This window comes from Pseudomonas sp. efr-133-TYG-23 (genome assembly GCF_030209215.1).
GTDB classification, from domain to species: domain Bacteria; phylum Pseudomonadota; class Gammaproteobacteria; order Pseudomonadales; family Pseudomonadaceae; genus Aquipseudomonas; species Aquipseudomonas rhodesiae.
Genome location: NZ_JARVSL010000039.1, coordinates 16,690 through 31,291 on the forward strand (window position 1 = coordinate 16,690; position 14,602 = coordinate 31,291).

Here is a 14,602-nt window from a genome sequence, read left to right on the forward strand (position 1 = left end):
TATTATGGGTTTGGCAGTTTTCCGGCATGTTCCGCTACGGCCATTGATATGGGAATGCAGTTATCTTCATCGATCCATGAGGAAAACAAATATATCTGCCGCGATTGCCATGATCCGGTTCAACTCATAACCTGCACGCCATTTTGTTTGTCTGCCGAGCCATTCCATGACTGCCACCTCTGTCGCACAGGCGCAGCGCTTTTCCCGCTCCGACTACAAAACCCTGGGCCTGGCCGCCTTAGGCGGTGCCTTGGAAATCTATGACTTCATCATCTTTGTGTTTTTCGCGCTCACCCTGAGCCAACTGTTCTTCCCGCCGGAAATGCCCGAATGGCTGCGCCTGCTGCAAAGCTTCGGCATCTTTGTCACCGGCTACCTCGCGCGCCCGCTGGGCGGCATCCTGATGGCGCATTTTGCCGATCACCTGGGGCGCAAACGGGTATTCAGCCTGAGCATCTTGATGATGGCCTTGCCTTGCCTGCTCATCGGGATCATGCCCACCTATGCCCAGATCGGCTATTTCGCACCGCTGATCCTGCTGGCGCTGCGAGTGCTGCAAGGCGCGGCGGTGGGCGGTGAAGTGCCCAGTGCCTGGACCTTCGTCGCCGAGCACGCGCCGCGTAACCATCGCGGGTATGCCCTCGGTTTCCTACAGGCGGGGCTAACCTTCGGCTACCTGCTCGGCGCCCTGACCGCAACGCTGCTGGCGCAAGTCTTTACAGCTGCTGAGATCCTCGACTACGCCTGGCGTTTCCCCTTCCTGCTCGGCGGCGTATTCGGAGTAATCGGCGTTTGGCTGCGCCGTTGGCTCAGTGAAACGCCAGTCTTCCTGGAGATGCAGGCGCGTCGCCAGGCCGCCGCCGAACTGCCGCTGCGCACCGTATTGCGTGACCACCGCGCGGTGCTGCTGCCAGCGATGATCCTCACCTGCGTCCTCACTTCGGCAGTGGTGGTGCTGGTGGTTATCACCCCGACCATGATGCAAAAAACCTTCGGCATGAGCCCCAGTCACACCTTTGCGTTAAGCGCGCTGGGCATCGTGTTCCTCAATATCGGTTGCGTGCTCGCCGGCCTGCTGGTGGACCGCATTGGGGCCTGGCGCGCGGTGCTGGTCTACAGCCTTTTGCTGCCGGTGGGAATTGCGTTGTTGTACGCCAGCCTCATCGCCGGCGGTATGTGGCTGGGTGCGGCGTATGCCGTGGCGGGCTTGAGCTGTGGCGTGGTGGGCGCTGTGCCGTCGGTGATGGTTGGTCTGTTTCCGGCGCCGGTGCGGGTATCGGGTATTTCCTTTACCTACAACATCGCCTACGCGCTGTGGGCCAGCACCACCCCGTTGATGCTGATCGCATTGATGCCCACCAGCCCGTGGATTTGCGTGGGCTACTGCGTGGTGATGGGGGCGGTGGGAGTGGGCAGTGTGGCGCTGTTTGGCAAGCGCCACACCTTGATGGCCTGAGGGTCAGGTCAAGAAGTGCCAGAGCAGCAACGTACCGACCAGGCCGACCACGGAAACGATGGTCTGCAGCACTGACCAGACCCAGATAGTCTGCTTGAGCTGCAGCCCGAAGTATTCGCGTACCATCCAGAACCCGGCATCGTTGACGTGGCAGAAGAACACCGAGCCGGCACCGATCGCCAGGGCCACCAGTGAGCTTTGCGTCGCCGCCAGGCCCGCCATCATCGGTGCCAGGATGCCCGCGGTTGTGGTGGTGGCGACGGTGGCCGAACCCGTGGCTTGGCGCAACGCCACGGCGATCAGCCAGGCCAGCAGCAGATAGGGCATGTGTGCGCCTTCGGCAACTTTGCTGATGGTCTGGCTCACGCCAGCGTCGAGCAGGGTTTGCTTGAGGCCGCCACCGGCACCGATGGTCAACAGCAACACCGCAATCGGCGCGAGGGCCTTGCGCAAGGTATTGCCGACCTCAGCCCGCGGCATGCCGGCGGCCCAGCCCAGGCAGATCACCGCGCCAATCACGGCCAGGCCGAGGGCGATCAGCGGTTCGCCGAGGAATTTGAGCGTCAGGCCGGCGCTGCTGTCGGCGGGCAACGCAACCTTGGCCAAGGTGCTGCCGAGCATCAGAATCACCGGCAACAGGATGATCAGCAACGACACGCCAAAGCCCGGCTGGCGCGGGGCCTTGGGCGGTGCACTGAACAGCGCGCCGATATCGGCTGGTTCATCCACATGCAGGCGCTTGGACAACCAGTTGCCATAGATCGGCCCGGCCAGCATCACCGCCGGCACCGCCAGGCAAAAGCCCAGCAACATGGTCAGGCCCAGGTCGGCGTGCAACGCGCCCACCGCTATCAACGGCCCCGGATGGGGCGGCATCAGGGCGTGCAACGTGGTCATACCCGCCAGCGCCGGGATGGCGATTTTCAGCAAAGGCTGGTTTGAACGCTTAGCCATGACAAAGATGATCGGCACCATCATCACCAAGCCCACTTCGAAGAACAGTGGCAAGCCGATCACCATCGCTACCAAGGCCATGACCCACGGTAATGACTTGCCCTTACCCAGCCCCAACAGCGTGGTGGCGATACGGTCGGCCGCGCCGGACTCGGCCATCAGTGCACCGAGCATCGAGCCCAGGGCGATGATAATTCCAGCCTCCCCAAGGATCGCCCCGGCGCCTTTACTGAAGGCCTTAGCCACCTCTTCCGGCGGCAGGCCGGCGCCGACCCCAGCGATAAAGGTGCCGATCAAAATCGATAGGAACGGCGGTAACTTGGTCGCGCTGATCAGCACGATGATGCTGGCGATAGCCAGTAAAACGCAAAACATAAGGCGAGTGTCGTGAACCATCCACGCAGCAGTCGATAACTCCAAAACGGAACTCCTTATCGAACAGGTTGGGGGAATTGTTTCTTTTTGTTTCCTGCGTGCAAAAGCATACCTGATCGACCGATGGCGCCACAGGAAGCTGCGCTGGATCAACGATGTTTCATCTTTCCAATATTTAGGGTTCTACGTGCTTCGTTCGGGCTTCAGAAAACCCCGGCAGCGCCGATGCAGCTCAGATCTATTTCCCTAATCGCCATCGGTGAACCATGTTCAACACCCGTTTGAAGCAAGAGCTGGCAGCTCTTCGCGAAGAGTTGTCCAGCTTGAATCAGGTCAAGGAGAGCCTGGAAAGCGAAATGCTGTGTTTGACGCTGGATGCCGATGGCCGGGTGGAATGGGCCAATAGCAATTTCCTGCAGGAGCTGGTTTACCAGGCGAGCGCGATTCTCGGACGCCCGATTGAAGAGTTGGTACCGGCTCACGTACGTCAGGACTCGTTCCAACTGCGCTTCAAGAATGCGCTGACACGCGGTGAGCATTTCGCCGGCACCGTGCGCCTGATGCGCGGCAATGGCAAGGAAGCGTGGCTGCGCTCGATTGTGCAGCCTGTACGCGACGCAAGCGGGCGGATCAAGCGCTTTTCGATCTTCTCCAGCGACCTTACCCGCACCATCGAAGCCTCGCGCGAGCATGAAAACCTGATCGGCGCGCTGGTGCGTTCCACGGCCGTGATCGAATTCGACCTGGGCGGGCATGTGCTCACGGCCAATGACCGCTTCCTCAATGGCATGGGTTACACCCTGGCGCAGATCCAGGGCAAGCATCACCGAATGTTCTGTGAACCACAGGAATACAACAGCGAAGCCTACGCGCAGTTCTGGCAGCGTCTGAACGCCGGTGAGTTCGTCGCGGCGCGCTTCAAGCGAGTCGACAGCCATGGCCGCGCGGTGTGGCTGGAGGCCACCTACAACCCTGTGCTCGACGCTAACGATCGGCTGTACAAAGTGGTCAAGTTCGCCACGGTGATCACCGATCAGGTCACCCGCGAACAGGCGGTATCCGACGCCGCCAATATTGCCTACAGGACCTCCGTGCAAACCGACAACAGCGCACAGCGCGGCACCGCAGTGGTGACTCAGGCGGTGGGCGTGATGCGCGACCTGGCCCAGCATATGCAACAGGCCGGAGAGGGCATCGAGGCGCTGAACGCTCAGTCCCAAGTGATCGGCAGTATCGTCAAGACCATCAGCGGTATCGCCGAGCAGACAAACTTGCTGGCACTCAACGCGGCGATTGAAGCGGCGCGCGCCGGAGAGCAGGGCCGGGGCTTCGCGGTGGTGGCCGATGAGGTGCGCCAGTTAGCTTCACGCACCAGTAAAGCCACCGAGGAAATCGTCGGCGTGGTGCGCCAGAACCAAGACATGGCGCGCGATGCGGTCAGCTTGATGACCGATGGTCGACTGCAAGCCGAGCAAGGCCTGGCCCTGGCGGCGGAGGCGGGCACAGTGATTGTGGAAATCCAGGACGGCGCGCAGAAAGTGGTCAGCGCGGTAGGACAATTCGCCAATCAACTGTCGAGCTGACCCTTGGGGCTTGTGCTTGAGGTATCGTAGGTTTTTTCGCTTAAAGAGCCGATCTGCATGAGCCCTGCACACTGCCGTCCTGTCCCGCTGCCCAAGGCCTACCGCTTGCTCAATCACGGCCCAACCGTGCTGGTGAGCGCCGCCCATGATGGCCAGCGCACCATCATGGCGGCCGCCTGGGCCATGCCGGTGGATTTCGAACCGCCGAAAGTCGCGGTGGTGTTGGACAAAGCCACCTGGACCCGCCAACTGCTGGAAGGCGCCGGCACCTTCGCAGTGCAGGTGCCGTGTGCGGCCCAGGCCGACCTGGTGCAAACCGTCGGCACGACCAGCGGCCGTGACCTCGACAAGTTCGCCGCCTATGACCTGCGCACCTTCACAGGTGAGCACACCGACGCTCCGTTGCTGGAAGGTTGCGTGGCATGGCTGGAGTGCCGCCTGCTCCCCGAGCCGCACAACCAGCAGACCTATGACCTGTTCCTCGGTGAAGTGGTGGCCGCCTATGCCGATGAGCGCGTGTTCAGTGACGGCCACTGGCACTTCGATGGGCATGACGAGCTGCGCACCCTGCACCATGTGGCGGGCGGGCATTTCCTGACCATCGGCCAGCCGATCGATGGGCGCCTGTTGTAAACCTGACCAGCGCGTTCAACGTCCCAGCATCTTTACCCAGCGCGACGGCGGCATGCCGTAGGTGCTGCGAAATTGCCGGGTCATATGGCTCTGGTCGGTGAAGCCGGCGGTCAGCGCAGCGTCCACCAGGGGTTGGCCTTGGGCCAGCAAGCTGCGCACCAAGTCCAACCGGCGCATGGTCAGGTAACGGTAGGGACTGGTGCCGAACAGCAAGCGAAAATCCCGCGACAACGCCCAGCGGTCGCGTCCGGCGTGTTCGGCCATTTCATCCAATGTGATGCTGCGTCCCAGGGCGCTGTGGATAAATTCCCGCGCCCGTTCGGCAGCCACGTAGTCGAAGGTTTTGCGGCTGACGATTGCCCCCGCCGCAGCGCTCAGGGCCTGGGCCAGGTCGAACAGTGCATCCTGTTCCTGCAACGGGTCGACCGGGCATTCCAGGTTTTGCAGCAGCACGTCGCTGGCGCGGAACAGCCGCGGGTCGGTGGACACACCACCAGGCACAAACGGCAATGGCTTGCCGCCGAGAATCTGCTGGATCAGCGCCGGCTCGACATAAATCATGCGGTACTTGAAGCCTTCCTCGCTGCCGGCGCGGCCGTCGTGGACCTCATCGGGATGAATCACCATGGTCGTACCCGGAAGGCCATGGGTCATGCCGCCGCGGTAATGAAAACTCTGCACCCCCAGCAACGTACGCCCGATGGCGTAGGTGTCATGGCGATGCGGGTCGAAGGCGAAGCCGGCGAAGTACGCCTCGATACGGTCCAGGCCGCTGGCGTGCGGCGCACGGTGGAGCCAGTCGAGCGTGGAGGTCGGGTTACCCATGGTGACTTGTCACAAAAAAGAGGTGGAAACACGTTAACCCAGTGTGGGCGAGCTGTCTGCCGGGGTCTTGTACGATTGTGCAGAGAGCGCCTACCGCGCGTTTGGCAATCGCTGAGCGCCCATGGTAAGAAGCCTTACGTTTAACACTGAGGTCGGGTCATGGGTAAGGTGCGGGTAGGTATTATTTTCGGCGGCCGTTCGGCTGAGCATGAAGTGTCGTTGCAATCGGCCCGCAACATCGTGGATGCCCTCGACCGTACGCGCTTCGAACCGATCCTGATCGGCATCGACAAGGCCGGTCACTGGCACCTCAACGACACCTCGAACTTCCTGCTCAATCAGGAAAACCCGGCCTTGATCGCCCTCAACCAATCCAATCGCGAACTGGCAGTGGTGCCCGGTAAAGCCAATCGCCAAGTGGTGGAAACCTCCGGCCAGGGCGTGCTGGAACATATTGACGTGATCTTCCCCATCGTCCACGGCACCCTGGGTGAGGATGGTTGCCTGCAAGGTTTGCTGCGCATGGCCGATCTGCCGTTTGTCGGCTCGGATGTGCTGGGTTCGGCGATCTGCATGGACAAGGACATCAGCAAGCGCCTGCTGCGTGACGCCGGTATTGCCGTCACACCGTTTATAACGCTCACCCGTGGCAATGCGGCGCGCACCTCGTATGAAACGGTAGTGAAGACGCTGGGCTTGCCGCTATTCGTCAAACCGGCCAATCAGGGCTCCTCGGTGGGCGTAAGCAAAGTCAGCAGCGAAGCCGAGTACCGTGCCGCCGTCGAACTGGCGCTGGGTTTCGATGAGAAGGTGTTGGTGGAGTCCGCCGTTCAAGGCCGTGAAATCGAATGCGCGGTATTGGGCAACGACAACCCTATCGCCAGCGGTTGCGGCGAGATCGTGGTGAGCAATGGGTTCTATTCCTACGACAGCAAATACATCGACGACCAGGCCGCTCAGGTGGTGGTGCCGGCCGCGATCAGCCATGACGCCAGCGAACGCATTCGCCAGTTGGCAGTGCAGGCGTTTGAAGTGCTGGGCTGCTCGGGGCTGGCGCGGGTCGATGTGTTTCTCACCGACAAGGGCGATGTGGTGATCAACGAAATCAACTCACTGCCCGGCTTCACCCGCATCAGCATGTACCCCAAGTTGTGGCAGGCCGCGGGGATGAGCTACAGCGAGCTGATCACCCGCCTGATCGAACTGGCGATGGAGCGGTATGCGGCGCGCAAGGGGCTGAAGATCAGCCGCTGAGTGAGCCTGTTGCAGTGAGAGTGGGCTTGTCCCTTCCAGTCAGTCGCCCAGCGCTTGGCCTTCGCGCCGAGGATCGGCGCCGCCGTTCAGCGAGACCTTGCCTTGCGTGTCCCGCATGCGAACGATGGCCTGTACGCCGCTGGTCATCTCGATCTCGCTCAGCGTGTGGCCCTTGTCTTTCAGCGTTTGCTTGAGCGTCGGGCTGAACAGGCCGGCCTCCAGTTCGGTCGCGCCATTGCGACTGCCGAAATTGGGCAGGTTGATTGCGGCCTGAGGATCGAGTTTCCAGTCGAGCATGGCCACCAGCGACTTGCTCACGTATTCGATGATTTGCGAGCCGCCGGGAGAGCCTACGGTGGCCAGCAGCTCCCCGCTCTGGCGGTCGAACACCAAGGTCGGCGCCATGGACGAGCGCGGCCGTTTGCCGGGTTGCACGCGGTTGGCCACAGGCTGGCCATTCTCTTCGGGGATAAATGAGAAGTCAGTCATCTGATTGTTGAGCAAAAAGCCCTGGACCATCAGGTGGGATCCAAACGCGGCTTCCACGGTGGTGGTCATCGACACCGCACCGCCCAGGTCATCCACGGCCACCACTTGCGAGGTGGAGATGCGCAGGGGCGAACGATCCGGCGCATACGCCACCTTCAGGCCGGCCGGTTGACCGGGCTTGGCTACACCCATGCTGCGCTCGCCGATCAACGTGGCGCGCTGGGCCAGGTAGTCCGGGGCGATCAGGCCGGCGACCGGAACCGGTGTGAAGTCGGTATCGGCCACATACAGGGCGCGATCGGCAAACGCCAGGCGCCCGGCTTCGGCGAGCAGATGCACGGCCTCGGGCGTCGGTTCCAGCCCGGCGGGCGACGGGCTCTTGAGCGGCGTCATCGATGCGATGGCCCAGCGTGGGTCACGGGCTTCCAATGCCTGCAAGGTACCCAGGATCTGCGCCACGGCAATCCCGCCGGAGGACGGCGGCGGCATGCCGCACACCCGCCATTGTTTGTAATCGCTGCACAGCGGTGCGCGCTCTTTGGCGACGTAGCGTTGCAGGTCGGCCTGAGACAGGCTGCCTGCGTTGCGATGGCCCTGGACCTTGCGCACGATTTCATCGGCGATCGGGCCGGTGTAGAGCGCGTCCGACCCTTCCTTGGCGATGCGCTTGAACACCTGGGCCAGTGCCGGGTTTTGCAGCAGGGTACCGGTGGCTTTGGGGCTGCCGTCGGCGTTCAGAAAGTACGCCGCCATGTCCGGCGATTGGGCGATATACGGGTCGGCGGCAATCAGGCTGTGCAAGCGGGGTGAGATCGCGAAGCCTTGTTCCGCCAGACGGATCGCCGGCTCGAACAGTTTGGCCCACTGCAAGTGGCCGGTCTTTTTGTGCGCCATTTCCAGTGCGCGTAAAACCCCCGGCGTACCGACCGAGCGTCCGCCGATCTGCGCTTCGGGAAACGCCATCGGTTTGCCGTCGGCGTTGAGAAACAGTTGACCCGTCGCGCCGGCCGGTGCGGTTTCGCGGCCGTCGTACGCGTGCACCGTTTCGCCATCCCACAGCATGATGAATGCGCCGCCACCGATGCCCGAGGACTGCGGCTCCACCAAGGTCAACACCGCCTGCATCGCAATCGCGGCGTCAATCGCCGAGCCGCCCTGGCGCAACATCTCGCGTCCGGCTTGCGCGGCCAGCGGGTTGGCGGCGGCAGCCATATGGCGTTCGGCGTGACGGGTGGTGAGGTCGGTGCGATAACCCGAGCCCAGCTCCGGCGCCGGTGGTTGTTCGTTGACCGAGGTATGGCAGGCCGTCAGGGCCAGGGTTGCGGCGATGACCGTCAGTTGACGGCGAGAAATCGAAAACACGCGCTGAACTCCGTTCATGGTGAGCAAGATCCGTTGTCCTTTAGGTATGGCTTTTTTACAGGTAAATCGTGCCTTGCATGTACAGCGCGGCCTTGCCGGAGATAATCACGCGGTCGCCTTTGCACTGGCAGTGCAACTGGCCTTTGCGCAGGCCGCCTTGCTCGGCCGTCAGGTGGGATTTGCCCAGGCGCTCGGCCCAGAACGGGGCCAGCGAAGTGTGTGCCGAACCGGTGACCGGATCTTCGTTGACCCCCACATTCGGCCCGAACCAGCGGGAGATGAAGTCAAACCGCGTGCTGCGCGCGGTCACGGCGATCCCGCGTTTGGGTAGGCCCTTGAGGCGTGCAAAGTCCGGAGTCAGCGCGGCCACTTGAGCCTCATCCTGCACCAGCACAATGAAGTCATCGGTGTTGAATACGTCGGCATGCTCAATGCCCAGCGCGGCCAGCATACCGGCGGGTGGCTCGCACGGGTGGGGCACTTTGGCCGGGAAATCCATCGCCAGTTCGTCACCGTTGCGTGTCACCCGAAGCTCGCCGCTGCGGGTGGCAAAACGCAGCACGTCAGAGGTGTCCGCCAGTCGATGAATCAACACCCAAGCCGCCGCGAGCGTGGCGTGACCACACAGGTCCACTTCGACTTCGGGGGTAAACCAGCGCAACTCATAGCCATCGCCACGGCGCACGAAGTAGGCAGTTTCCGAGAGATTGTTCTCGGCGGCGATCGCTTGCAACTGCTCATCAGGCAACCACTCAGTGAGCGGGCAGACTGCGGCCGGGTTGCCGCCGAAGGGCTGTTCGCTGAAGGCGTCGACTTGATAAATGTCCAGTTTCACCGCAGGGCACTCCGTGTGGGGGGAGGCTGGACACTAACAGTGGGTCAAGGGAGCGTCAAAATACAGTTGGGGAGTTTTTTTGTGCGCATCCTCAACCGGTATCAGTTCAAGACAGCGATGGCCTGGGCCAATTGGAAGTCACTCATGTGTGGCGCTGGGTGGGACGCTTGATAGGCGCGTACCGCAGACTCAAATTTCGCGCCGCGAATCTCGCCGTCCGAGCCGATGAAGGCCAGGGCGTCGTTTTTGGCGTTGATGAATTTTTCGAAAGGCAACATCGTCAAATCGGTGGTGCCGATACTGAAAAGGAGGGGTATGCCGATCGTCATGATGGTGGCTCGCTCGCTAGGGCTTTTTTCTTCAAGGGCATGGGTGAGCAGTGGCAGGGCGGATAGCGCGAATGCCAAAAGCAGGGGATGAGAAGGCATCGAACAATGAACTCCTGTTGTATAGGGGGGAGGATATTAACCGAGCGATACTTTTTCGTGGGCACGAAAAAACGGCCTACCTTTCGGTAAGCCGTTTTTAGTACTTGGTGGCTACACAGGGACTTGAACCCCGGACCCCAGCATTATGAATGCTATGCTCTAACCAACTGAGCTATGTAGCCAAGTGGCGCGCATTATTCGCGCAGAACGACAATGCGTCAAGCGTTTATTTTGAATTTTTATCTACACTTTCAACTGTTTAACCGAAACAGGGCTAAACGGCGACGAGCGGTGAGGTGGAAAGCGGCATCGGTTGCCCGGCAAGCGTTTCCACCGGGCACTGTGAGGTAGGTTTCTGAAGCGGATATTCGGTTGGGCGATATCCCTGCCGCCCAACGATGGCTCCGGTTACGGCTGACGCGGGCTGTGGGTGACGCGCTTGAGTTGTTCGCGAGCCCGAGACAGGCGGGAGCGGACGGTGCCGATAGGTATGTCCAATACATCGGCGGTGTCTTGGTAGCTACCGTCGGTTTCCAGCGAGGCGTAGAGCGTTTTACGCATTTCCGTCGGCAGATGATCGATGGCATTCAAGGTTTTTTCCAACCGGCGGTTGACCTCGAATTCCCAGTCCAGATTGTTGTTTTCATCCTGGCCGTGCCACAGCGATTCGTCGAATTCACAGTGGACCGGCTTGGCATACATGCGCCTGAAGTGATTGCGAATCAGGTTCTGGGCGATGCCGCACATCCAGGTGCTGAGTGTTGCGATGCCGCTGTAGCGTTCACGGTTACGCCAGGCTTCCAAGTAGGTCAATTGCAGAAGATCGTCCGCATCCTCCGGGTTGAGCACCCGCTTGTGGATAAAGCGTCGGAGTTTTTTTTGCTCGTCGTCTGTCAGGTGATGCATGAATTGAGGCGAGCTGCCAACGAGGTGAGCTAAAGCTTCAATAGGGATATTCATGTTTTTTTCCTTTGGGTAGACGCAGTCGAAACATGTCGACAGGACCCCTTTAGCACTGCCTGTGCCAAACGGAAAAAAACGCGTAAAACCATGATTTATATAATTAAATATTTTGAAAGGTTTGAGATTTGTGCAACCTGCCGCACGGCGGTCTACAGGCTTGTGCAAGTCCTTTCAAATTTGTCCTGAGCTCGTTTTTGATGGAACCGTTCAGGCAGGTCTTGCCACACAGGGAAACACTCTTCCTGTGCTGGTCAGTCCATGAAAGTCGAATCCAAAAATGATGTGCAAGCGCCCCAACGCTTGGATCAACCGGTTCTAAGTCCCGCTACTGTGGCGACGCCCGAGAAGGCGGCCGACGATCTTTCGTTCTTGTTCAGTCAGGAAGTGGACGCCAATTTCCGACCGTTGGCCGAGCGCAAGTTGGGGCTTCGCATCCCTCCCCTCGAACATATGGTGCAACTGTACGATCAGTTGGGTCATCCGGCCCAGGCGACCATGGCATCGATCGCGCGCCGAATCAGGATGCAATTGCTGAAGAAGGCCACTGTTGCACAGTTGCTGGAGCTGACGGGGCGAGACCCGGCCCGGGCTTTTGTGGTGCTCAAGTATGTGGCGGCCCATGCGGACAGCGAGGCGCGTCCGGTCGAGGCTGACTTGGCGCGCGATGCGATTGCCAGGCTGGAAATCCGTTTCAAGGGGGAGATCCAGGCCGGGCTGAACATCGCCTCGGCGCTGCAGGAGGCGGGTATCGATCCGCAGGAGCGCCAGGCCCTGCGTACGCTCTACTACGCCAGCGTAGTAGCGCGGCAATCGCTGGCGACAATGATGCAGGCCTTGCTGGGCGTTTATGGTGGCGAGCGGTTTCACGACGGGCTCAAGATCATGCGTAAAGCCTTGGCGGACGATATTGCCGCGCTGGTGTCGTCAAGCCCCACGACCGTATTGCGCACCTTACTGTTGGGCCTGCAAAGCTGCGGACAGTTGAGCGGTGTATTGGCTGGCTGCCGTGCATTGATTGAGCGCCTGGGTATCGCGCATGACGCCGTGGAATTACTGCAGCGCCTATTGGGTTACGCCGGCAGCGGCATCGGGACCAGTGAGTTCTTGCGCTTGGGCAATGATCTGGGCGGTGGGCCGACCCTTGAGCAACTGGTCGCCCTCAACGCGCTTTATCCACTATTGCAGCAGATGCCCCTGGCATTGTGGCCGGACAGTCAGACCCGCCATGAGACCCTGCATGCCCTCATGTTAGTGATCGATGAGTTGGACCGCGGTGTACGTGGGCCCACACGCTTCGCTGGCGAGCCGAGGGCCGCGACGTGACCGCATTGTCGGCCATCAACCGTGTTTTGCTTAAAGTGGCCCAACGCGCCGAAGTTCTCGGCGCGGTGGTGGTCATGGCTATCGTATTCATTTTTATCGTGCCGTTGCCCACCTGGCTGGTGGATATCCTGATTGCGCTGAACATCTGTATCTCGTGCCTGTTGATTGTTCTTGCGTTGTACTTGCCGGGGCCGCTGGCGTTTTCCTCGTTCCCGTCAATTCTGTTGCTGACCACCATGTTCCGACTCGCGCTGTCGATCGCGACCACGCGCCTGATCCTGCTGGAGCAGGATGCGGGCGACATTGTCGAGGCCTTCGGCAACTTCGTGGTGGGAGGCAACCTGGCGGTGGGCATGGTGATCTTCCTGATCCTTACGCTGGTCAACTTCCTGGTGATTACCAAGGGCTCGGAGCGGGTGGCCGAGGTTGCGGCGCGCTTTAGTCTGGATGCGATGCCAGGCAAACAGATGTCCATCGATAGTGACTTGCGTGCCGGCCTGATCGACGGTGCGCAGGCACGCGACAAGCGTGAGCAGTTGTCCCGTGAGAGCCAGTTGTTCGGCGCCATGGACGGGGCAATGAAGTTCGTCAAGGGCGACGCTATCGCAGGCTTGATCATTGTGGTGGTCAACCTGTTGGGCGGTTTCTCCACGGGCATGTTCCAGCATGGGTTGAGTGCATCGGACTCGATGGCGTTGTACTCGGTGCTGACCATCGGCGACGGGTTGATCGCGCAGATTCCTGCGTTATTGATCTCCCTGACGGCCGGCATGATCATCACCCGCGTGGCGCCGGAGGGGCGCAGAGGCATCAGTAATATGGGGGCCGAAATCGCCCGCCAAATGACCAGCGAGCCCAAAAGCTGGGTGATTGCATCGGTGGGGATGCTGGCGTTCGCCGTAGTGCCTGGGATGCCGACAGGGGTGTTTATCCTGATCTCGCTGATCACGGGAACCTTGGGCTATTACCTGATGCGCCAGCGTCAGAAACAGGCAGAACCTGCCGCTGAAACCACCGACGTCGTGCGTCCTGAAGAGAACGGCCGAGAGGACTTGCGCGGCTTCGATCCATCGCGACCGTACCTGTTGCAGTTCCCCCCGTCCCTGCGCGGAACGCCGGAAGTGACCGATCTTATTCACGGGATCCGACAGTCGCGAAATGCACTGGTGGCCAATATCGGCCTGACGCTGCCGCCCTTCGAAGTCGAGCTGGATGATTCATTGCCCGACGATGAAATGCGTTTCTGTGTGCATGAAGTGCCGATGGTCAAAGCGTCGCTCGTCAGCCTTCTGGCGGTCGATCGCAAAGCGCTGACGGTGGAGCCTGAGCATGGCATACCCGGGTCGGTTGAGCGTGACGAGCAGAACTGGATCTGGCTGCCACCGAATGACCCGCTGCTCGACGACCCGCAATTGGAGCGTTTCACCGCGACGGCCTTGATCATCGAGCGCATGAAGCAAGCCATGATGCTCAGTGGGCCGCAGTTCCTTGGGATCCAGGAGAGCAAATCAATCCTCAGTTGGCTGGAGCACAACCAGCCGGAATTGGTGCAGGAACTGCAACGCATCATGCCGCTGTCGCGCTTTTCGGCGGTGCTGCAGCGCCTGGCCAGTGAGGGAGTGCCGTTGCGGGCGGTGCGGCTGATCGTCGAGTCGCTGATCGAATACGGTCAGCATGAGCGGGAGCCGGAAGCCCTGGCCGACTACGCGCGTATTGCCCTCAAGGCGCAGATCTTCCACCAGTACAGCGAAGCCGATGGGCTGCATGCCTGGCTGCTCTCGCCCCAGAGTGAAAACATTTTGCGTGAAGCCCTGCGCCAGACCCAGACCGGTGTGTTCTTCGCGCTGGACGACGAACACAGCGCGGCATTGATCAACCTGCTCAATCAGGCCTTTACCGTGAGACCCAAAAGCAAAAGCGTGCTGCTGGTAGCGCAAGACCTGCGCAGCCCGCTGCGTACCCTGCTGGTGGAGGAGTTCAACCACGTTGCCGTGTTGTCGTTTGCCGAGTTGGCGAGTACCTCCAAGGTCAAGGTAATGGGGCGCATCGATCTGGGCCAGGACGAACTGATGCGTGGTGCGGTGGCATGAGGATCTCGCCATGGCCTGTGTGGAGGGCTCTA

General features: G+C 60.8%; 11 protein-coding genes, 1 tRNA gene and 2 pseudogenes. 7 read left to right on the forward strand and 7 right to left on the reverse strand.

Features of this window, described 5'->3' with window-relative positions:
• Nucleotides 1-166 precede the first annotated feature (166 nt).
• Nucleotides 167-1,456 (forward strand): MFS transporter, encoded by a 1,290-nt coding sequence (locus tag QRN41_RS23120; protein WP_094065216.1) that lies wholly within the window; start codon nucleotides 167-169, stop codon nucleotides 1,454-1,456.
• Nucleotides 1,457-1,459: 3 nt separating this feature from the next.
• On the opposite strand, the gene QRN41_RS23125 is transcribed toward QRN41_RS23120, so the two are convergent.
• A complete protein-coding gene (locus tag QRN41_RS23125) occupies nucleotides 1,460-2,830 on the reverse strand; it encodes a GntT/GntP/DsdX family permease (RefSeq protein ID WP_034111653.1) in 1,371 nt (456 codons plus the stop codon).
• Between the two features lie 311 nt (nucleotides 2,831-3,141).
• Here QRN41_RS23125 and QRN41_RS26390 point away from each other — a divergent pair.
• The 3 genes and pseudogenes from QRN41_RS26390 to QRN41_RS23135 all read left to right on the forward strand — a co-directional run.
• Nucleotides 3,142-3,828, forward strand: a pseudogene (locus tag QRN41_RS26390) (PAS domain-containing protein); the annotation flags it as partial.
• A gap of 105 nt (nucleotides 3,829-3,933) precedes the next feature.
• A pseudogene (locus QRN41_RS26395) lies at nucleotides 3,934-4,368 on the forward strand (methyl-accepting chemotaxis protein); the annotation flags it as partial.
• A gap of 57 nt (nucleotides 4,369-4,425) precedes the next feature.
• A complete protein-coding gene (locus tag QRN41_RS23135) occupies nucleotides 4,426-5,001 on the forward strand; it encodes a flavin reductase family protein (RefSeq protein WP_034136775.1) in 576 nt (191 codons plus the stop codon).
• Nucleotides 5,002-5,016: 15 nt separating this feature from the next.
• Here the strand turns inward: QRN41_RS23135 and QRN41_RS23140 are convergent, their stop codons facing one another.
• Nucleotides 5,017-5,826, reverse strand: coding sequence for an AraC family transcriptional regulator (locus QRN41_RS23140; RefSeq protein WP_034136776.1), 810 nt, complete (start codon nucleotides 5,824-5,826; stop codon nucleotides 5,017-5,019).
• A gap of 159 nt (nucleotides 5,827-5,985) precedes the next feature.
• Here QRN41_RS23140 and ddlA point away from each other — a divergent pair, with 159 nt between their 5' ends.
• Nucleotides 5,986-7,080: a D-alanine--D-alanine ligase gene (ddlA, locus tag QRN41_RS23145; protein WP_285422172.1), complete on the forward strand. Its 1,095-nt coding sequence runs from the start codon at nucleotides 5,986-5,988 to the stop codon at nucleotides 7,078-7,080.
• Between the two features lie 39 nt (nucleotides 7,081-7,119).
• On the opposite strand, the gene ggt is transcribed toward ddlA, so the two are convergent.
• The 5 genes from ggt to QRN41_RS23170 form a co-directional block, all read right to left on the reverse strand.
• Nucleotides 7,120-8,949 (reverse strand): gamma-glutamyltransferase, encoded by a 1,830-nt coding sequence (gene ggt / locus QRN41_RS23150; protein ID WP_285422173.1) that lies wholly within the window; start codon nucleotides 8,947-8,949, stop codon nucleotides 7,120-7,122.
• A 37-nt stretch (nucleotides 8,950-8,986) separates the two neighbouring features.
• Complete coding sequence (locus tag QRN41_RS23155) at nucleotides 8,987-9,766, reverse strand: PhzF family phenazine biosynthesis protein (RefSeq protein WP_034111662.1); 780 nt, start codon at nucleotides 9,764-9,766, stop codon at nucleotides 8,987-8,989.
• A 101-nt stretch (nucleotides 9,767-9,867) separates the two neighbouring features.
• On the reverse strand, nucleotides 9,868-10,194 hold the full coding sequence (locus tag QRN41_RS23160) for a DUF2388 domain-containing protein (protein ID WP_167417794.1): 327 nt from the start codon (nucleotides 10,192-10,194) through the stop codon (nucleotides 9,868-9,870).
• A 105-nt stretch (nucleotides 10,195-10,299) separates the two neighbouring features.
• Nucleotides 10,300-10,376: transfer RNA gene (locus tag QRN41_RS23165), tRNA-Met, on the reverse strand.
• A 226-nt stretch (nucleotides 10,377-10,602) separates the two neighbouring features.
• The gene (locus QRN41_RS23170) at nucleotides 10,603-11,154 is read right to left on the reverse strand and encodes an RNA polymerase sigma factor (protein ID WP_034136779.1); all 552 of its coding nucleotides are present in this window, start codon (nucleotides 11,152-11,154) and stop codon (nucleotides 10,603-10,605) included.
• A 261-nt stretch (nucleotides 11,155-11,415) separates the two neighbouring features.
• On the opposite strand from QRN41_RS23170, the gene sctW reads away from it, so the two are divergent.
• On the forward strand, nucleotides 11,416-12,480 hold the full coding sequence (gene sctW / locus QRN41_RS23175) for a type III secretion system gatekeeper subunit SctW (RefSeq protein WP_285422174.1): 1,065 nt from the start codon (nucleotides 11,416-11,418) through the stop codon (nucleotides 12,478-12,480).
• Nucleotides 12,477-14,570: a type III secretion system export apparatus subunit SctV gene (sctV, locus tag QRN41_RS23180; protein ID WP_285422175.1), complete on the forward strand. Its 2,094-nt coding sequence runs from the start codon at nucleotides 12,477-12,479 to the stop codon at nucleotides 14,568-14,570. The genes sctW and sctV overlap by 4 nt, the downstream gene beginning before the upstream one ends.
• Nucleotides 14,571-14,602: the final 32 nt, after the last annotated feature.